We start from the raw sequence: 20,594 nt of genomic DNA on the forward strand, positions 1-20,594 counted from the left end.
CAATGAATGAAGTCTTGGGGGTTTTCCTATATTAAAAAGCTTCTGATAGCTTGGCAGGTGCATGATCAAGCGGATATTGTTCAACAAAATCTGCACGGATTGATAGGCGTTTCGTGCCATTATCAGCACATGTAATAAGGGTCAAAATAGTTTCGTTAGGGATATCATCAATGACATACACATCTGTAGCAGCGATAATTTTTTTAGTCGTTAATTTGTATTCATAAATATTCGTTAAATCAGTAACGTAAATGGCATCCCCAATGTTGGCTTTATAGAGGGGACTAAATAATATGTCCTTCTCTTCAAAATAATGACCAGCTAAGGCGTAGTTTCCTTGTCCCAATTTTTGATTAGCTTTCATCGTGCCAGCTCCGACCGCAAGAGTGGCATTGCCAACGCCTTTAATAATCGGAAGGTTCATGTCCACATTTGGAATGGCAATACTACCGATGACAGGTAAATGATCAATTTGTGTTTGTGCTTTTAACACTTCCGCTATGGAAAGGGATTGAACGTCGTCAAACTCAAAATCTGCTGTTGCATGATTGTTGTTCTGTAAATCTTCTGCACTATAATCAGTCGTATTTAGTTGTTTACTTAAATGAGCAATCACTGCATGTTGAATAGGATTAATAAAAATAAGTAATAAACCAATGATTAGAATACAAATAAGTAATATTTGTTTTAGCTTCTTCATAAGAGGAAAGTCAGCTCCCTTTGCGTAAGTAAGAATCGCTGGTAAAACTCCGCAAATCGCCGATAAACTTCTAGCAATCGCCGATAAAACTAAAAAAGGGTAGAGCGGTATGTTGCTCTACCCAGATTATGATTATTTATCGCTGAAGCGGACGCCTGCAACGCCGTAATGGTTTTTAGACATTTCTTCGATAAAAACTGTGACGTTTTCCACTGGTGCGTTTACTGTGCGTGAAACAGCTTCTGTTACTTCCTTTACTAGTGCGCGTTTCTGTTCTTCTGTACGGCCTTCAATCATTTTTACTGTTACGTATGGCATAATAGTGCCTCCTTTTAGAATTATGTTGTATAGTTAGTTTATAAGAAATAATAAACTTCTTACTTATGCACAAAAGCGCAAGAATATGCTTTACTTTATAATAGCAGAATGGAGGGAATTAAAGTATGGCAAATGAAGAGAAACCGAAACAAAAAATGGGCTTTACAATTATAAAAAATGACCCGACAGATGGCCATAAAGGATATGGAATTGGATCGCTTTCATTAGAAAACGTATCACCTGTCATTATTGATATAGAAGAGGGGAAGGCTTCCGTTGAAGTTGGGGCGATGCATGCACGTAGCGATGTTGAACGAGGCATCAAATTTACGACAGATCGTGCTGATTCAGAGGGGGGGAAACCTTACTGGTTAATATGGGTAACAATTGATCATAAAGCAGACGGTCCTTACTATGCAGGTGTAACAGCATGTGAAATGGTCGTAAATCGTGAAAAACGTCGTGGTTATAAAATTTTAGCTGATCACGTTAATAAGATGGATAAGTCGATGAAACGACAAATTATTGTTGATCATATGGATGAAGCCTCTAAAAAAGTGTTAGCTTCTTTCTTAGCGGAGCTAAATCCCGAACTTTGGGAGCGCAGTGACAATCAATTACGTCAAGACTTATTTGTATAAAAGACCATCAATGATTGAACAATCTGTGACATTTTGCAATCGCTTTCGATATTAGGTTGAAAGTAGATATGAAAAAAAGTACACTTGATTCAGAGCTTACATTTTAGTAAGCTAGGACACTTGGTTCCAAGAATGTGATGAGGGCTATGCGACATTTGACAACCCAAACCCAAGCCAAATGCCCCATGATTCTCATCCTTTCCAGGGCCAAAAAATAAGAAAAGCTTTCTGTTCCCACGGACACGTCTCCGGGGAAGAGAAAGCTTTTCTTTTTTCGCTTTATGTCTATAACTTTGTCGAGAGCTTTTCAATAAAATAAAACGACTATTCGAGAAAAAGGTTGCGCATTATTGTTTATTTTTGAAGAACGGAAGCATATTCCAAAATTCTCCCCACGTATTGCTATCAAGAATATCAAAGTTAGTACATTTTTCAGTTGGTACATCTTTTGTTTCTAAATAAACGAGACGTTGTTTAGGGCAGGCATCTGTAGCAAGCTTTCCTGTTTCAATATCAACGACAACACCTTTAACGCCTTTTGGTTTCGAGAAGTCCTCGTTTTTAGTGCCTTTATTTACGCTTTCCATAAAGTCAATCCATATTTGCTTCGTAGCAGCTGTATCTTCTTTCGTAGATAGGTTTTTACCTTGATCGTAGCCGTTCCATACGCCAGCCGTTAAGCTTGGTGTAAATCCTATGAGCCACTGATCGCTATTAGTTGAGCCAGACTTTGCAGCATAGGTATGCGTCATACGTGAACGAATACTAATTCCTGTAGCAGGAGAGTAATCACTAAATACAGGATCGAAAATGCCAGTCATCATTTCTGTTAGAATATAGGAATTTTCTTTCGAAAGAACCGTTTCTTCTTGTTTTTCAATGTTCTTATTATCGTAAATAACATCTCCATTAGCATTTTTAATGGAAATAATAGTTGTTGGCGCCGTTTTTTGACCTTCTGACGCTAAAATATTATATGCATTTGTCATTTCGTACAGTGTCGTTTCCATTGTTCCAAGAGCAAGCGATAAATTGTCCTTTGTCCCAATTGTTACGCCAAAGCGGTCCGCTATATTATGGAATGCTTTAAATCCGATATCCTCTAATGTTTTAACTGCATATATATTATCGGAAATCGCAATGGCCTGTGCCAACGTCATATCATGGTCGGCAAATTGACCGTTTACGTTTTTAGGAGAGTAAGTTCCACGTCCATTATCATAAGTAAATGTTGTTTGTCCTACATCTAAAAACGTTAAAGGTGTATAGCCATTTTCTAATGCTGCTGCATATAAAACTGGCTTAATCGTTGAACCTGGTTGTCGTTTTGCTTGTGTTACACGGTTAAAAGAACTAGTGGCATAATCCTTCCCACCAACAAGTGCAGTAACGGCGCCTGTTTTAGATTGCATACTCACAAATCCTGTTTGCAAATCATTATTAGGCATATTTTTAGCGACTGCTTCTTCCGCTGCCTTTTGGTGACCAAGGTTAAGTGTTGTTTGAATTGTCCAACCACCTTCGCTTATGTCTAAATTCTTTTCTTTTAAAATCTCACTTGCTTCTTGCCAAGCAACATCTAAGAAATAAGGTGCAACAGATTTGGAAGCGACCCACATATCATTCTTTAAGACAAGCTGCTCTTCCTCAGCACGTGTTTTTTCGTCCTGTGTTATCGCACCTTGATCTGCCATCAGTTTCAAGATGACGTGCTGGCGATTCGTCGCTTTTTCGATATTGGCGATTGGTGAATATATACTTGGACCTTTAGGTACCCCAGCAAGCATCGATGCCTCTGCTAGCGTCAAGTCCTTTGCAGATTTCCCATAATAATACCGACTTGCTGCTTCTATTCCATACATTCCATGTCCGTAGTAGACAGTGTTTAAATAACCTTCCAATATTTCATCTTTGTTATAAAAAACTTCTAATCTATAAGCATACAATGCCTCGTTTGCCTTTCGAGTCCATGATTTTTCATGAGATAAATATAAATTACGCGCATATTGCTGGGTGATAGTACTTGCCCCTTGCACTTTACTACCTGCTTTAATATCAACTAATACCGCACCAGCAATACGAGAAAAGTCAAAACCGCTATGTTTGTAAAAGTCCTTATCTTCAACGGCCACTGCTGCTTTTACTAAATAGGGTGATATTTCATCAAGACCAACCCAATAGCGACGTTCATTCGTAAAGTGGTCTCCAATCTGGTTCTCGTTTTCATCTAAGAAAATAGAGGCTTTCGGTACAGTTAATGGCGGTGCACCAGCCACTTGAACATAGACGCGTAGTGCAATAAATGCTACTACTATTGCAGATGCAAAGGCGACAAAAAGTGTAAGCGCTTTGCGTGAACGCTTCACACGCTTTTGCTTACGTTGATAGATTTTTCTTTTCATCCGACTTCACCTCGTTTTCTAACAACTTGAGTTTAGTATGTGTCTGAATATTCTTCTTTAATCGGAATTCTAAGCAAAAACTATTGCACTTTATTCAAAAACATCTATACTTTTTTTGTACTGATATGAAACGCTAGCTTTCGACAAAAGTATTGCACTTTGTAGATTTTAATTGAAATTTGCTAGTCGTTCCAATAATGTATACGAGGATTGAGTAAATGAGGTTTCATTACAAACCTGTAAGTCCTCAATAAGTAACAAATATAAAAACTGAATTTCATAGGAAGTTCAGATATTAATGGAGGCAAAATATGAGATTTGATGAAGCTTATTCAGGGAATGTTTTTATAAAAAGTCATCCTACATATGAGGATGCTCAAGCAGTTATTTACGGCATGCCGATGGACTGGACAGTTAGTTATCGCCCAGGTTCACGTTTTGGCCCTCAACGTATTCGTGAAGTATCAATTGGACTAGAAGAGTATAGTCCATATTTAGATCGCGAGTTAGAAGAAGTGAGGTATTTCGATGCAGGGGATATTCCGTTACCGTTTGGTAATGCACAACGTTCTTTAGATGAAATTGAGAAATTCATTGTGAAGCTTTTAGAAGACGGTAAAATTCCTGTCGGCATGGGCGGCGAGCATTTAGTATCTTGGCCTGTTATGAAGGCAGTTTCTGCAAAATACGACGACTTAGCAATCATTCATTTTGATGCGCATACAGATTTACGTGTTGAATATGAAGGGGAGCCACTTTCACATTCAACTCCAATTCGTAAAATTGCAGAGCACATCGGACCAAAAAATGTCTATTCATTTGGGATTCGTTCAGGTATGAAGGAAGAATTTGAGTGGGCGAAGGAAAACGGCATGCACATTTCAAAATTCGAAGTACTAGAGCCACTAAAAGAAGTGCTACCAACATTAGCAGGACGGAATGTATATGTGACAATTGATATCGATGTACTAGATCCTGCACATGCACCTGGTACAGGTACAGTAGATTGTGGGGGTATTACTTCTAAAGAGTTGTTAGCTTCAATTCATGCAATTGCTGCAAGTGGCGTGAACGTTGTAGGCTTTGACTTAGTCGAAGTGGCACCAATCTATGACACATCTGAAATGACAGCCAACACGGCAAGTAAATTATTACGAGAAATGATTTTAGGCTGGGTGAAATAATAGGGGCTTTGTGAAAGTTTATATGAAGCGGTTTTTAGGGGGTAGCTATAAGCTAGCCCTTTTTTTATCTCTTTTTTGTTTTCAAATTAGAATAGCTCTTATCTCATGGAAGTATTGAACACTTAGGTAAAGTTACTATCCCGCATAATGGGTGAATAACCATTAATTAGTAAACTAATTAATTATACATTGTGTTAACATTTGAAAGAATAGGAGAGGTAAAGCTTTGAAAAAAATATTAGTTGTTTTTATATTATTATTTAGTACGATACCAGTTGCTAAAGCAGAAGAAATAGTGAATTATCCAATTTGGGGAGAAAATGAACAAATCGTAGGGAAAACAAATGGAGAAGCTGATTTTTATACAATTATCTTACAACAAGATCAACGTGTAACATTTACATTTCAGCATATTGGGGACGCAAGGCTTGAAATTTGGACTGCGCCAAAATCGACCGTCTCTATTTCAATTAAAGACATACCTGGAGATAGTTCATCACATTTTGTTGATTTACGCAAAGGTACATATAAAATTAGTATTCGCGATGCGATTTTTAGCAAAAAGGAACTAGAATATGCTATTTCCTATAAACTATCAGAAGTAGGGGGTTATGATTTAGAAAAAAATGATTCGATAGAGTTTGCAAATCCTATACCGCTTGATACACGAATTGTCGGAAATTTAGATACTACATTTTATTATACGGATGATTATTACCGAGTTGATTTATCAGATCGTAGTATTATAACATTGCAAATAGATGAATTATTTAATTCTCAAGTAAATGCCAATTTGGTTGGTTTTACATTATACGATAAGGACTTACAAAAAATAGGGTCGAACAGGGTTAGCTATCAATATGATGGTTCGGTTAAACAATATGTGGATGCTGGTACATACTATGTAAAAGTAGAAAACCTAAATGCCAACGAACCATCTATTGATTACGCATTTACTGTTTCTGCTGAACCCGTTGATCCCAATATCTTAACCGAGACGGGGAAAAATATTAATGAAAAAAATGCGATGGAACTGCCTTTCAATACATTGCTGTATGGATTTTTCTATGATGAAAGCCGTTTCGGTAATACGTTTGATTACTATAAAATTACTGTTCCTAAAGAAGGAACTATACAAATTCGATTAAATCGTGAGTTAGTAGGTAGTCATCTTCGCTTACTGGGAGATAATAATTTCCATGTTTTCATAGGAAACCGTGAAGAAAATACACCAACTATTTTAGAAACATCCGTAAAAGCAGGGGAGTATATTCTGGAGGCTACCACAAGCTTTGCTTTTAACGGTACTTCACCTTATACGCTACTAGTTCGTATGCAATCATTTACTGATGTAGCATTTAGTCATCTTTACTATGAACAAATTGAAAAGATTAAAAATCGAAAAATTATAAATGGCTATCCAGACGAAACGTTTAGACCTACCAATGCCATTAAAAGAGAACATGTTTTTAAAATGCTAGCTGCTGTAGATGAAATTGATTTTTCAAAAGTTCGTACTGTAAAAGAATTTAGTGATGTATCGGAAACTAATCCGTACTACGAACAAATAAAATTAATGTACGAATCTGGAATTGTGGATGGTGATCAAGGGAAAATGAATCCGACATCAACTCTAACCCGTGCACAACTAGCAAAGATATTAGTAAACGCTTTTGACTTAAAAATGAATGGAGACGTTAAAGGTTATACGGATGTTTCTCCGTCTGATTGGTCATACAAATACATTCAAATATTAGAGAGTAATGGTATAGCTAAAGGTTCAAATGGAATGTTTCTTCCAAACGATCCTGTTTCTAGACAACACTTCACCGTATTTTTAGCACGAATTTTAGAGTCTAATTAAACTATTAATATTAAATCATTCGGGTTTCTAAAATGAATAATATCTAATATATGAAAAGCATCTACTCTGCGTGAGTAGATGCTTCTTTGTGTTTTTTTATCAGTTAAAAAATCGTGAAAATCTTATTCCTTTTATAAGCAATTTTTTGCTAATTGACTAAGATTTTTATATTTTTCAGCCATGCCATTTAAAGTTTGTGTTCGTGTATCTTGTTGTCTTAACGTCAAGTATTGATGTGCACTGAACAAGACTGCTTGAAGAAAGTCTTGTTCAGTGCACATGCCTTTAGACATTTCCCCCATACCACGCTTTGACGAAAAAATGACTAAATGATTTGGCTTTGTCCTAATTTTTTCTATAGTCCATTGGATATTATTCAATGATATCGATGTTTCACCAAAACCATCACGTAAGTAATCGATAATCATCGTTAAAAACCCTGGCCATAGTAAGTCACAATCATCCCAATCAAACAACGACGTAATGGGTACACCGTCTATTTCTACAATAATAGCCCCATGTAAAAAATGACCTTTACTTTTCGTTAAATTTTTTGCAAGGATTTGTAACGCATCGTTGCTTTGAATACTCGTAAATTCCTGTTGAAGCTGTTCCATCGTATGGGAATAAATACTTTTTGTTTCAATGGCAATGAATGTATCAATTTTTATCATTTATATCACCTACAAGCTGTTTAGATAGGATGTAAGATATTTTATAAACTTGGCTTTAATAACTATTGATTTATAATCATTCTCTTGGATAGTCATAATACTTTAAAGCTCAGCAATAGCCTCCAATTCAATTAAGCAGCCGTGGCTTAATTCTTTAATGGGGATAATGGCACGCGCAGGCTTATGAGTACCGAAAAATTGTGCATAGGCTTCATTTACGTCTCCCCATAAATCAGAAGAGGTAATATAAACTCTACACATGACGACAGCCTCTTTAGTAAGTCCACTTGCTTGAAGAACAACCTCCATTTTTTGAAGAGCCATTAACGTTTCAGCGTGAATACCACCCGTTGCAGGTTTGCCAGTAGCTGGATCTACTGAAGTTTGCCCGGATATATACAAATTGCCGTTACTAATCATTCCTGGTGAATAATGCCCGATAGGTTCTTGATTGATAAATACTTGCTTCATAATGTTAGCCTCCTTATAAATGCTGTAATTGATTTAACCCAACATTGCCACCTGAAATAAGGAAGCAAACATCATCGTTTTTCGAAATTGGTAAATGCCCTTGAAGAGCGGCCCCGATTCCAATAGCAGAGGAGGGCTCAGCCAATATTTTGCCTGCTTCTAGCAATTTTTTTACCCCTCTTTCTATAGAAGCCTCGTCTACACGAACAATGTCATCGACAAGTTTTTGAACAATGGGGAAGTTTCGCTCACCAGGCTGTAAAGTTAAGAGTGCGTCAGCTAAAGATTTTTGCTCTTTTAAAAGTAATCTTTCACCAGACTTTATACTTTCTGAATAACGTGAGACGACAGCTGGTTCTGCCCCAATTATTTTGACATGAGGAGCTAAAGCTTTTATAGCAGTGGCGACCCCACTTATTAGCCCACCCCCACCAATTGGCACAACGATTGCATTTACTTGAGGGAGTTGTTCTAATATTTCTATTGCTACCGTTCCTTGGCCAGCCATAATGTCATAATCATCATAAGGGTGAATGATAGCATAGCCATGTTCTAAACTTAGTGCTTCCGTAATTAAATGCCGTTCTGCAAGTTTACATTGAACAACGTTTGCACCTAGCGCTCGAATACCATCAACTTTTATACTTGGTGCTGTCTCTGGTAAAACAATTGTTGCTGGAATATTTAATAGTTTCGCTGCGAAGGCAACACCTTTTCCATGATTGCCAGAGGAGGCCGCAACAACGCCCTGCTGTAATTGTTCAAGTGGCATCGACAACAGTTTATTAAGGGCCCCACGTAATTTAAAGGAATTCGTTTTTTGCATATTTTCTGCTTTAATCGAAACGTTGCAATTTAACAAATCGTCAAGTCCGTGTAAGCGCACGACAGGCGTTTGATAAATATAAGGTGCAAGTTTAATTTTGGCGGCTTGGATTTTTTCAACGGTTAACATTAGCACTCCTCATTTCTATTAATAGGTAGAAAATTCTGATAAATTATAATATAAATGTAGTGTTAGAGTAAACAACTGTCAATGACGATTAGTAAAAGGATAAGAGAATCTGCATAGTTTTCGCAGATTCTCTTGAAAGTAGATCAAATATTAGTTTTCATTGTCGAATTTGATGTTATTAGCATGTAAGACTTGATTACCACCTGATGCTTTTATATCGGCTGTAACTTGTGCGGCGATAATGGAAAGCTCATCAAACTCTATACCGTTATCAGGACTTGAACTAATACCAATTGACACTGTTAATGGCGTAGTTTGCTCTGCATTAATGTTGAAAGAATGAAGTGCAATTTGATGTCGCAGTTTCTCAGCGTGATATAGAGCGATGGCTGGAGGAGCATTTTTTAATATAATATAAAATTCCTCCCCAGCAACTCGGGCGGCAATACCGTTTATAGCTTCTACGTAGTCATTAATAATCGTGGCGAGTTGTTTAATAACCCCATCACCCGCTAAATGTCCATACTTGAAATTAATTTCTTTCATATCATCGACGTCAAAATGTAGCACTGAAAAATTGTCCGTTTCTAAAACCATTCCTTGCGCAAATGAACGAATTGCTAAATTATTTGGAAGCTGTGTTAAATAGTCTTTTTCTTTAAGATGATAAGTTAGCTGTACTTTTTCACTTGTCGCTTGTAAACGTTTAATAACAGCGAAAATCGAAAAAAATGTAAAAAGAGCGTAGGCTATAAATCCAAAAATAATTTTCATCTTTAGAATCGCTGGCAAAGTAACAATTAATACTAGCATTACCGTGATTTCAATCGTCAAGCTATAAAAATAAGCTGTTAATGTGTGAAAAGAAATGGGCTTTTTAGATGCCAAAAGTGCAAGGACAATAGAAACCACCAGTAAATTAATATTTGATAAACTTGTGATTGAGAGTATGGCTTGTGTAGGGATGATGATTAAGCTTCCTATAGCCATTATTATGCCACTTATAACAATCGACCACGGACCACCGATAAGTCCGCTAAAGAGAAGCGGTACAATATGAATGTTTATAAGTGTTCCGTTCAAATAGTTTAACGAAATGCCACTTAGTATAAGACCTGTCAGACCAAAAGAAATACCCACTAAAATGGGCTTGAAATCTTTAATTAATGATTGTCTTCGAGCCGGATGAGTAAACGGCCAATACGTTAAAATAATTAATGTAAAGGTAATACAAAAGCTGACAAAAATGTGAAGTAACATCTATAATAGTAGTTCCTTTCTCGAAGATCTATAAATAATAGTAAATCTTTTCCCTTTGTCTGCCAATGCTTTAAAACAATACTCACTTCTATCTTGAAAAAAAGTAGACATTTAACCTATAATAAAAAGGTTATAGTAAAAAGAATAAAAGGGAGCGTCCATGATGGTGAACGAAGAAAAATCGCAGGTGAACATTAAGCTCATTTCGACGATTCGTCCGATTGATGGGGAGTCCGAAACCCTTGAAATGTGGTTAGATGGGCAGCTTATAAATAAAGCAGATTCCCTATATTTAAAATATGAAGAGGTGCAGGATGGAAAAACAATCCGCACGACGATGAAGTTAGACAAAGAACGGGCACTTATTATGCGCGCAGGGACAGTGAAAATGCGCTTACCACTCAATATTTTTGAACAACAAATAGGCCATTATGAAAGTGAATTTGGTTCAATGCCACTCGTGACTCAAACGAAAAACATGTTATTTACTAGACATGAAATGCGCGGAGATTTTCATGTGCAGTATGATTTACTAATGGGTGGACAAAATGTTGGCAATTATACATTAGACATTACATTTACGGAGGTACAATGATGAACGCAGTAGAACAAGTACAACAAGCCATTAAGACGGCGATTGCACAGGCTGTTGAAAAAGCTGGCTTAGTTGAAGCTGGCACAGAGTTAACGATTCACCTTGAAACACCTAAGGATAAAGCAAACGGTGATTATGCAACAAATATTGCAATGCAATTAACAAAATTAGCTAAAAAGCCACCGCGTGCAATTGCTGAGGCAATTTTAGAAAACTTAGAAACTACAGGTACTGATATCGAAAAAATTGAGATCGCAGGTCCTGGCTTTATGAATATTACTGTCCGTAAAGATTTCTTAGCAGGTGTTGTAACAGCAGTCCTTGAGCAAGGTGCAGATTATGGACGCTCAAACGCAGGAGCTGGTGAAAGAGTACAAGTGGAGTTTGTGTCAGCAAATCCAACTGGCGACCTTCATCTAGGTCATGCACGTGGAGCATCTGTAGGGGATTCATTGTGTAATGTTTTAGATATGGCTGGCTATGCAGTATCTCGTGAATACTACATTAACGATGCAGGTAATCAAATTAATAACTTAGCTTACTCTCTAGAAGCACGTTATAAGCAAGCTTTAGGTCTTGATGCAGATATGCCAGAAGATGGCTATCACGGTCAGGATATTATCGATATTGCAGGTAAATTAGCGAGTGAGCATGGGGATTCGATTTTATCAAAATCTGATGAAGAGCGTTTTGCATTTTTCCGTCAACATGGTCTAGCATTAGAATTAGATAAATTGAAAACAGATTTAGCGAACTTCCGCGTTAATTTTGATGTATGGTATTCTGAAACATCATTATATGAAAACGGAAAAATTGAAGTGGCGTTAGATAAATTAAAAGCGAATGGTCATGTTTTTGAGGAAGAGGGCGCTACTTGGTTCCGTTCAACAACATTTGGTGATGATAAAGACCGTGTATTAATAAAAAATGACGGTTCTTTCACGTACCTTACACCAGATATCGCATACCATGAAGATAAAATTGTTCGTGGCTTTGATAAACTAATTAACATCTGGGGCGCTGACCACCATGGTTATATCCCACGTATGAAAGCGGCGATTCAAGCGCTTGGTTATGATCGAGACACACTTGAAGTAGAAGTAATTCAAATGGTTCAGTTATATAAAAACGGCGAGAAATTTAAGATGTCAAAACGTACAGGGAATGCTGTAACGATGCGTGAGCTTGTTGAAGAAGTTGGACTAGACGCTGTGCGTTACTTCTTCGTGAAAACAGCAGGTGATTCGCATATGGACTTTGACCTTGATTTAGCCGTATCCCAATCAAACGAAAACCCAGTCTACTATGCGCAATATGCGCATGCGCGTATTTCTTCAATTTTACGTTCAGCAACTGAACAAGGCTTTGCGGCTTCCACAGCGAACTTAAGCCTGTTAACTGCTGAAAAAGAGATTGATTTATTGAAAAAAGTTGGTGATTTCCCGAAAGTTGTAGCGGATGCAGCAAAACACCGTACACCGCACCGTATCGCTAACTATATTCAAGAAACAGCAGCTGCATTCCATAGCTTCTATAATGCTGAAAAAGTATTAGATGCTTCGAATAAAGAGCTAACAGAAGCGCGTTTAGCACTTATTACAGCTGTACGTACTACTATTGCTAACGCATTACGTCTAATCGGCGTATCTGCACCAGAAAAAATGTAATACACTTTTTATCACCCCGACACAATCATGTGTCGGGGTTTTTTATGTCGGTGGACGTGTTTCGTGCCTGACACTTCAAAAATTCTGAATTGTTTGCGTGCCTGACACTTTTAAGCTTCTTTGTGTACTTAATTTTCTGTTTATTTCTATTTTTCTGTTGAAGTTTACGTTAACGTAAATGATATACTGATGAAAATTGTGAAGGAGGAGCTGGTTTGAAAACGATTCAGGAGGTAGCAAAGCAATTTAATGTGTCTACACGTACTATTCGCTATTACGAGGAGCTTGGGCTTCTATGTCCTCATCGTTCAGCTACGAATCAACGGACCTTCTCAAAAAAAGAAATGGCGAAGCTCAAACTTATTTTTAGGGGAAAGCGTTATGGTTTCTCATTAGAAGAAATCAAGGAAATGGTATTGCTTTTTGATTTTGATCGTTCAGGAATGCAACAACTGGAACGTACTGTGGCATATGGCGACCAAAAAATACAAGAAATTGATAGTAAAATAGCTGAGCTTACACAAATGAAAAATGAATTACTGCAATTACATGGCATGTTTAGTGAAAAATTATTAACTTTAAAGGGAGAGATGCACGATGAATAGTTCAAATTTGTTAGCACGAAATGCCCGAAAGTATGCTGAAAAAGAAGCTGTTGTTTGTCATGGAAGAAGAATGACTTATCGTGATTTAGATGAGCAAGCTACACGCCTCGGACACGCTTTAATAGACCTGGGCATTCACCATGATGATAAGGTCATTATTTTTATGCCAAATGTTGTAGAGTTTGTCGTTAGCTATTTTGCAATTCAACGTATTGGTGCAATTGTCGTTCCTGTCAATGCTAAATTTACATTGCAGGAGGTAGAGTATGTTGCACAGCACGCTGAGGCGAAAGCTATTTTAGTGCATGAAGCTATTTTTGCTGCCGTCGAGCACCTTCCTAGTGTGCCTTTAAAAATTAAAACAGGACTTGTGGAGGCAGGGTGGCTTCAATATGAGACATTAATACAACATGCCAGTACACAACCAATTGATTGTCAGCTAAATGAAGACGATGCATCCACAATATTATATACATCTGGCACAACAGGAAAACCGAAGGGTGTCCTTTTTAGTTATCGAAATATTTTAACTGTAGCCCAAATGATTGCAGTAGAAATGGAAGTAAAACCTACAAGTCGCATTCTCCTTATGATGCCGTTAACGCATTCCGCACCATTACATTTATTTTTAATGGCAGGCGTCCTTGTTGGCTCCTCAATTGTATTAACGCCAACATTCACACCAGATTTATTGCTAGATTCGATTGAACAAGAAAAAACAACACACTTTTTTGGAGCGCCTGTCGCTTATTTATTAACAGCCGAAACGAAGAGATTGCAAACAGCGGATTTATCTTCAATGAAATGGTGGGTTTACGGAGGTGCACCTTTATCACAAAATGAAATTCGCTATATACAAAAAGCCTTCCAAACAGAAAATCTGACATGTGTTTATGGATTAACAGAGGCAGGACCAAGTGGGTCTTTAATGTTTGGAAATGAACATGATTTGAAAGCGGGAAGCATCGGTCAGCGTGCACCACTTGGTACAGAGCTTCGTATTATTAACGACAATGGGGAAGATGTCGGTGTGAATGAAGTAGGCGAGATTGTGTTATTTGGTGAAGGCAATATGATGGGCTATTACAGAGACGAAGTAGCAACAAAGGCAGCGTTTATCGATGGATGGCTGAAAACAGGCGATTTAGCTCGTAAAGATGAAAACGGCTTCGTTTGGATTGTGGATCGCAAAAAAGATGTCATTATTTCGGGCGGTGTCAATATTTATCCGAAGGAGATCGAGGATTTACTTTTAAGCTACGAAGGTATTTTTGAGGTAGCGGTAATCGGTGTCCCTCACCCGCAGTGGGGGGAAACCGTAAAGGCAGTGTATGCTACAAAAGCGGAGATAGATGAAAACGAACTTAAAATATTTTTAGAAGAGCATCTAGCAAAATATAAAATTCCACGATTATTTGAACGAGTGGAAGCGCTACCACGAAATGCATCTGGGAAAATATTAAAACAATCGTTGAAGGAACAAGAGGTGAGATAAGGATGAAAGTGTTACAGCAAGATGCAAATCGCACAACTAACTTTTTCACGGAAGATGAGACATTACACAAACTATTAGAAATGATGCTAGATAAAGAGCTTTTAGACTATGCTAAACGGGAGTTAGAGGATTTTGGCGAGCTTTGTGCAAATGATATTGACGTAAGAGCGAAGCATACGGATAGAGAGGGAGAACCACGGCTGCAGCGTTATAATGCGTATGGCGAGGAAATAGCGCAAATTTGGGTCAATGAAGGCTACAAAAAAACGGTTGAAGAGACATATAACACAGGGATTGTTGGCTATGTGCACAAGGAAATTCCTCAGTTAGGGAAGAAGGGGAATTATGTGTACAGCTTTGCGCAAGGTTATTTATTGTCACATGCAGAGCCTGGCTTCTATTGTCCAGTAACTTTGACGATGGCAACCGCCTATTTACTAGATCATTATGCGAGTGATGAGGTGAAGAATAGGTTTTTACCACATGTTTGTGCAACAGGAGATCGAGAGCTATATGAGGGAGCAACATTTTTAACGGAGCGGCAAGGCGGGTCAGACGTCGGTGCAAATGTTGTAGAGGCTGTTCAAGACGGTAATCACTATCGGTTGTATGGAGAGAAGTACTTTGCATCAAATGTAGGGATGTGTGGTGTGGCGATGGTATTAGCGCGCATCGAGGGAGCTTCAGCAGGTTCCAAAGGGTTAACATTATTTGCTGTACCTTGGCGTCAAGATGATGGAACGGTTAATCATCTCCGCATTCGTCGTTTAAAGGATAAGCTTGGTGTCAGAGCAGTGCCATCGGGTGAGGTGGAATTTGATGGTGCACTAGCGTATGTCGTTGGTGAACAAAATAAAGGAATTTATTATATGTTAGAGGCACTTAACTTATCTAGAATTTGTAACGCTGTAGCTTCTATTGGCATTATGCGTCGAGGTTATTTAGAGGCGAAGCATTATGTATCAAATCGAAATGCGTTCGGGCAGCCTTTAATTCAATTTCCAATGATTCAAGATACAATAGGGAAATATGCGGCCAAGCTCCATGTAGAAGTGGCTACTGTTTTTGATCTTATTCAGTTGTATGACAAGGTAACGAGTGGACAGGGCAGTGAGCAGGACATCATGCTTAATCGTTTGAATATCGCCATCATGAAAAAGGAAACAGCTGAACAGGCGGTGCATTACGCAAGCGAAGCAATTGAATTGCATGGAGGAAACGGCTATATCGAGGATTTTGTAACGCCACGTTTACTTAGAGATGCTCAAGTACTTACGGTGTGGGAAGGGACTGCTAACATTTTAGCGCTAGAGCTTATTCGCTTAGTAGATAAATTTCAGGCCCACGAATTATTTGTTCGTGTGATGCAGGAGCGCTTGACGAAGTTAACAAATTGTTCATTGGTACAAATCGTAAGGGAACAACTGAAGAAAATCGAAACAACATTGCAAACTTTTAGCGCGTTGGATGAAGCTACGAAAACCTACGAGGCAAAGGGAGTAGCCCAAAAAATGGCACATCTATACGAAAGTGTAGTGGCAGTCGAATGGGCAGCAAAGTTTGGCGGCAAGTATGAAAAGCTAGCTGATATTTATTTAGAAGATACATGGGCATTGCGCCAAATCGGTGCACCAATGAAAACTGTTCAATATTTTGCGGATATTGTGTAGAGAATAGTTCGTGTGTCAGGCACGCAAACAATTCTGAATATTATAATTTTTAAACAAAGAAAGACTGACGTAGACTTCTGTGGGAACGCACACAGTATAAGACGCAGGCAATCCAGATTACGGTGTGCCAGGCACGCAAACAATTAAAGGAATTGTTTGAAGCGGAAAGCACATGCATGCATTGGAAATCAATAATTATAAAAAAGAGACGCTAACTTAAGGTCTCTTTTTTTATCGTTATCTATTTCGATTTTCATGTATAATAAAATCAACTGAATATTATAAAGGTTCTTTACTAAAGTAAAGTGAAAAGGGAAATCGGTGTAATTCCGATGCGGTCCCGCCACTGTAAGTGTGAGTTTTTTCTATCAATGCCACTGAAATTTTTTTGGGAAGGCATGAAAAAGCATTTGAAGCACGAGCCAGGAGACCTGCCTTTATAGAACGATACATTGCAGCCTACGAGGATAGGATGGTGGTTTTTTGTGCAAGCACCGCCTCTCGTTATGATGACGAGGGGATTTTTTATGTTTTAGAAAGCTAATGACGATAATAATTGAAAATAAAGGTGAGAGTTCGAATAATGAAATACCTACATAATATCGATCATGCAACTGAACAGAGCTGAAACATGCACATACAATCTAAGGAGGTTTCACAATGAAAAAATATTGGAAGTTAGGTTTATCCGCATTTTTAGCAATGGGCATTTTAGTTGCTTGTGGACAAGAACCGAAAGACGACAGTACTGCGTCAGAGCAACAGGAGCAACAAGGAACAAATCAGCTTGAGGAAGCAACATTCCCGCTAACAATGACAGATGCTACTGGCAAAGAAATTGTACTGGAGGCACCGCCTGAGCGAATCATTTCGCTTATTCCAAGTAACACAGAAATTTTATTTGGACTTGGCTTAAACGATAAAATCGTTGGCGTAAATGATTATGATGATTATCCACCAGAGGTAGCTGACAAGGAAAAGGTCGGCAGTATGGAATTTAATATTGAACAAATTATTGCTTTACAGCCAGATATCGTTTTTGCGCATGAATCAGGTATAGCTTCTTTAGGTGGAGCAAAGGATCAGCTGGAAGCAGCGGGTGTAAAAGTATTTGTTGTAACAAACGCTCGTGATTTTAATGAGACATATACGACGATTGAGCAATTAGGTCGCGCCACTGGTAAGCTACCAGAGGCAGAAAAAATTATTGCCAATATGAAAGCGAAGGTTGAGGAAATAGAAGCAAAATTGCAGGATGTACAACCGAAGAAAGTCTTTGTAGAAACGTCAGATGAACCAGAAATTTATACACCTGGCAAGGATACGTTTATGCAGGAGATGCTAGAAATGATTCATGCTGAAAATATTGCAGCTGATACGGATGGCTGGTTCAAAATAGATGCGGAACAAATCATTACAAAAAATCCAGATGTTATCGTGGTCACTTATAATTATGTGCCCGATATTTTAACGAAAATTCCACAACGTGCAGGCTTTGATACAATTACAGCTGTAAAAAATAAAGCGATTGTACAAGTAGATGAAAATATAACAAGTCGTCAGGGCCCACGTTTAGCAGATGGGCTTGAAGAGTTAGCGAAAGCCATCTATCCTGAGGCTTTCGAGTGAGAAAAACAGCTATTGCCTATGTAACAGCCATTACGTTACTTATCGTTAGCATCTGGTGTGGCGTATCAATAGGCTCGGTTCATATTCCGTTAGAAGTACTTTGGAATAAAGCGGCAGATGAAACTGCTGCCAATATTTTATGGAAAATCCGTTTGCCACGAGTATTACTTGCAGGCCTTGTAGGAGCATCATTGGCAATTGCGGGAGCCGCCTTTCAAGGATTGTTAAAAAATCCGTTAGCAGACCCATATACGCTTGGGGTATCTTCAGGTGCTTCAGTTGGCGCTGTTATGACATTGTTTTTTGGCATCTCTCTACCCGTCGTCGGTTTGTATGTATTGCCAACGCTCAGTATGATCGGGGCAATCCTTACGATGGTAGCTGTGATGAGCTTTGCCAGAATAGTAGACCGTTCTCTAAAAATGGAGACACTAATTTTAACGGGAGTTATATTTAGTTCATTTTTAGGCTCGCTTATTTCATTAATGATAGCGTTATCAGGTGAAGAGCTCCGCCAAGTGATAGGTTGGTTACTCGGCTCGGTGTCAATGCGTGGATGGCCATATGTACAAATGATTACCCCATTTGTTGTCATTGGCTCTGTTATTTTGTGGACGCAAAGACGTGAGTTAAATGTTTTGCTTTACGGAGAGGAACGAGCGAAGCATTTAGGGGTCAATGTAAAGCGTAGCAAATATTTAATTTTAGTAGGAGGCTCAATGCTTACTGGGGCGGCAGTTGCTGTTTCTGGAACAATTGGTTTTGTCGGTTTAGTTGTGCCGCATATGACCCGCATGATTTGGGGTTCAGATCACCGTCATTTACTGCCGCTATCGTTTTTAAATGGTGCAACATTACTTATCATTTGCGATTTAGTGGCGCGTACGATCATTATTCCACGTGAGCTACCGATAGGTGTTATTACTGCATTTATTGGTGCACCTGTCTTTTCTTATATTTTTTATAAGCAGCGTAGAAGCAAGGGGGTACGTGTATGATTATCGTTGAACATCTATCAGGTGGCTATGAGGACATCCCAATCGTCAAGGATGTAAGTTTTACGGTAGAGAAGGGGAAAGTCCTTGGTATATTAGGACCGAATGGTAGTGGGAAATCAACATTATTGAAAGTAATTAGTGGCATATTACCAGCGACAGCAGGAACGGTTTCATTGGACGGTAAAAATATTAAAACGTACAGTCCGCGCGCGCTGGCAAAAAAGATGGCTGTCCTCCCACAATTACATGCCAATGCATTTTCCAATACAGTGCGTGAGGCAGTATCACTTGGTCGTTACCCACATCAAACTGGATTTTTTTCTCAGTGGTCAGAAAGAGATGAGCAAGCGGTTCAATATGCCATGGAGCAAACGGGCGTCACACGTTACGAACATACATCAATGGAGTTTCTATCAGGCGGTGAGCAACAACGAGTTTTTGTAGCTCAAGCTTTAGCACAGACAGCGGAAGTATTATTGTTAGATGAGCCGACAAATCATTTAGACATTGCTCATCAACGCCAAATTTTAGATATGGTGCGCAAGGAAGCCATTGAATGTGGTTTAACCGTAATTATGGTGTTGCATGATATGAACTTAGCCTCCCTCTATTGCGATGAATTATTATTAATGGAAAGTGGCTGTGTACATGCTTTAGGTGAACCACATAAAGTATTAATAGCCTCTCAAATTGAGGACGTCTACAAGGCAAGAGTGACAACATATGCCCATCCAGAAATACCTAAACCACAAATTACCATCATGCCATCATCAAGTGAATATCAGCAACGAGCAGTCATTGTGAAAGATGATTTTAAAGTAACAACCGATTATATCCAGCTAAAATCAAATGTTCCGTTAAAAACAGTTTCTTCAGCTGTTCATAATCCTGGAATAGGGTGGTATGACTGCTTATTAAATCGCTCTGTACCAGGAGATTATGTCGTGAGTGATGTGAAACAAGAGGTCACAGATTTTTTACAGAGAGAACACTTTTCGGCAACTAGCACAGTAGTAATGCTAACTGCTGTTCCTACACAACTCTATGCACTTAATGAATATAGCACTTCTTTCGGTAGTGTGTTTGTCGTTGTCACGGCGGGTGTTGGAAATGCTGTTGATGTCTCTCGCACACACGAAAGACAGGATGCGCCATATATTGGTACTATTAATACGTGGGTCATCATCAATGGTTGTTTATCAGAAGAGGCGTTTTTCCAAGCACTGATGACTGCAAATGAAGCAAAAACAAAGGCATTGCAAATGGAAAACATTCGCGATCACCGTAGCGATACAATTGCAACAGGTACTGCGACAGATAGTTTACTTATTGCGGCAACGCAAAAGGGTGAGGAAATGCGCTATGGTGGGCCGATTACAGATGTTGGTAAAATCATTGGTAAAGGTGTTTATGAGACGACGATTCAAGCAATACAAAATTATAAAAATAAAGCATAGGAGTGAAGA

The 20,594-nt window shown here is 38.5% G+C and carries 18 protein-coding genes and 1 riboswitch; of the genes, 11 read left to right on the forward strand and 7 right to left on the reverse strand.

Features of this window, described 5'->3' with window-relative positions; translation table 11 throughout:
• Nucleotides 1-31 precede the first annotated feature (31 nt).
• Both FH508_RS02445 and FH508_RS02450 read right to left on the reverse strand, forming a co-directional pair.
• A complete protein-coding gene (locus tag FH508_RS02445) occupies nucleotides 32-700 on the reverse strand; it encodes a class A sortase (RefSeq protein WP_173478659.1) in 669 nt (222 codons plus the stop codon).
• Nucleotides 701-832: 132 nt separating this feature from the next.
• On the reverse strand, nucleotides 833-1,018 hold the full coding sequence (locus FH508_RS02450; protein ID WP_024362848.1) for a 2-hydroxymuconate tautomerase: 186 nt from the start codon (nucleotides 1,016-1,018) through the stop codon (nucleotides 833-835).
• Between the two features lie 125 nt (nucleotides 1,019-1,143).
• Here FH508_RS02450 and FH508_RS02455 point away from each other — a divergent pair, with 125 nt between their 5' ends.
• Nucleotides 1,144-1,659: a YwhD family protein gene (locus FH508_RS02455; RefSeq protein ID WP_173478658.1), complete on the forward strand. Its 516-nt coding sequence runs from the start codon at nucleotides 1,144-1,146 to the stop codon at nucleotides 1,657-1,659.
• A 347-nt stretch (nucleotides 1,660-2,006) separates the two neighbouring features.
• On the opposite strand, the gene FH508_RS02460 is transcribed toward FH508_RS02455, so the two are convergent.
• On the reverse strand, nucleotides 2,007-4,061 hold the full coding sequence (locus tag FH508_RS02460) for a transglycosylase domain-containing protein (protein ID WP_173478657.1): 2,055 nt from the start codon (nucleotides 4,059-4,061) through the stop codon (nucleotides 2,007-2,009).
• Between the two features lie 311 nt (nucleotides 4,062-4,372).
• Between FH508_RS02460 and speB the strand changes: the two genes are divergently transcribed.
• Together speB and FH508_RS02470 are read left to right on the forward strand one after the other, a co-directional pair.
• On the forward strand, nucleotides 4,373-5,245 hold the full coding sequence (gene speB / locus FH508_RS02465; protein ID WP_173478656.1) for an agmatinase: 873 nt from the start codon (nucleotides 4,373-4,375) through the stop codon (nucleotides 5,243-5,245).
• Between the two features lie 226 nt (nucleotides 5,246-5,471).
• Entirely contained in the window at nucleotides 5,472-7,109 is a 1,638-nt protein-coding gene (locus tag FH508_RS02470; protein ID WP_173478655.1) for an S-layer homology domain-containing protein, read from the forward strand.
• Between the two features lie 131 nt (nucleotides 7,110-7,240).
• Here the strand turns inward: FH508_RS02470 and FH508_RS02475 are convergent, their stop codons facing one another.
• The 4 genes from FH508_RS02475 to FH508_RS02490 form a co-directional block, all read right to left on the reverse strand.
• On the reverse strand, nucleotides 7,241-7,783 hold the full coding sequence (locus FH508_RS02475) for a hypothetical protein (protein ID WP_173478654.1): 543 nt from the start codon (nucleotides 7,781-7,783) through the stop codon (nucleotides 7,241-7,243).
• Nucleotides 7,784-7,885: 102 nt separating this feature from the next.
• Nucleotides 7,886-8,254, reverse strand: a complete 369-nt coding sequence (locus FH508_RS02480) for a RidA family protein (RefSeq protein ID WP_173478653.1) — start codon at nucleotides 8,252-8,254, stop codon at nucleotides 7,886-7,888.
• Nucleotides 8,255-8,267: 13 nt separating this feature from the next.
• Nucleotides 8,268-9,209: a threonine ammonia-lyase gene (locus tag FH508_RS02485; protein ID WP_173478652.1), complete on the reverse strand. Its 942-nt coding sequence runs from the start codon at nucleotides 9,207-9,209 to the stop codon at nucleotides 8,268-8,270.
• A gap of 150 nt (nucleotides 9,210-9,359) precedes the next feature.
• Nucleotides 9,360-10,469 (reverse strand): GGDEF domain-containing protein, encoded by a 1,110-nt coding sequence (locus tag FH508_RS02490; protein WP_173478651.1) that lies wholly within the window; start codon nucleotides 10,467-10,469, stop codon nucleotides 9,360-9,362.
• Between the two features lie 160 nt (nucleotides 10,470-10,629).
• On the opposite strand from FH508_RS02490, the gene FH508_RS02495 reads away from it, so the two are divergent.
• From FH508_RS02495 to FH508_RS02530, 8 genes are all read left to right on the forward strand, one after another.
• Nucleotides 10,630-11,064, forward strand: a complete 435-nt coding sequence (locus tag FH508_RS02495) for a YwiB family protein (protein WP_228134358.1) — start codon at nucleotides 10,630-10,632, stop codon at nucleotides 11,062-11,064.
• The gene (gene argS / locus FH508_RS02500) at nucleotides 11,064-12,731 is read left to right on the forward strand and encodes an arginine--tRNA ligase (protein ID WP_173478649.1); all 1,668 of its coding nucleotides are present in this window, start codon (nucleotides 11,064-11,066) and stop codon (nucleotides 12,729-12,731) included. The genes FH508_RS02495 and argS overlap by 1 nt, the downstream gene beginning before the upstream one ends.
• 215 nt (nucleotides 12,732-12,946) lie before the next feature.
• Nucleotides 12,947-13,336, forward strand: a complete 390-nt coding sequence (locus FH508_RS02505; protein ID WP_173478648.1) for a MerR family transcriptional regulator — start codon at nucleotides 12,947-12,949, stop codon at nucleotides 13,334-13,336.
• Nucleotides 13,329-14,831 (forward strand): class I adenylate-forming enzyme family protein, encoded by a 1,503-nt coding sequence (locus FH508_RS02510; RefSeq protein ID WP_173478647.1) that lies wholly within the window; start codon nucleotides 13,329-13,331, stop codon nucleotides 14,829-14,831. The genes FH508_RS02505 and FH508_RS02510 overlap by 8 nt, the downstream gene beginning before the upstream one ends.
• A gap of 2 nt (nucleotides 14,832-14,833) precedes the next feature.
• The gene (locus tag FH508_RS02515; protein ID WP_173478646.1) at nucleotides 14,834-16,501 is read left to right on the forward strand and encodes an acyl-CoA dehydrogenase family protein; all 1,668 of its coding nucleotides are present in this window, start codon (nucleotides 14,834-14,836) and stop codon (nucleotides 16,499-16,501) included.
• 268 nt (nucleotides 16,502-16,769) lie between these two features.
• Nucleotides 16,770-16,955: riboswitch (cobalamin riboswitch) on the forward strand.
• Nucleotides 16,956-17,161: 206 nt separating this feature from the next.
• Nucleotides 17,162-18,130, forward strand: coding sequence for an ABC transporter substrate-binding protein (locus tag FH508_RS02520; RefSeq protein WP_173478645.1), 969 nt, complete (start codon nucleotides 17,162-17,164; stop codon nucleotides 18,128-18,130).
• Nucleotides 18,127-19,128, forward strand: a complete 1,002-nt coding sequence (locus FH508_RS02525) for a FecCD family ABC transporter permease (protein ID WP_173478644.1) — start codon at nucleotides 18,127-18,129, stop codon at nucleotides 19,126-19,128. Before FH508_RS02520 ends, FH508_RS02525 begins: the two co-directional genes overlap by 4 nt.
• Nucleotides 19,125-20,585, forward strand: a complete 1,461-nt coding sequence (locus FH508_RS02530) for an adenosylcobinamide amidohydrolase (RefSeq protein ID WP_173478643.1) — start codon at nucleotides 19,125-19,127, stop codon at nucleotides 20,583-20,585. Before FH508_RS02525 ends, FH508_RS02530 begins: the two co-directional genes overlap by 4 nt.
• Nucleotides 20,586-20,594 lie beyond the last annotated feature (9 nt).

The organism is Lysinibacillus sp. CD3-6 (assembly GCF_006351725.2).
Taxonomy (GTDB): domain Bacteria; phylum Bacillota; class Bacilli; order Bacillales_A; family Planococcaceae; genus Lysinibacillus.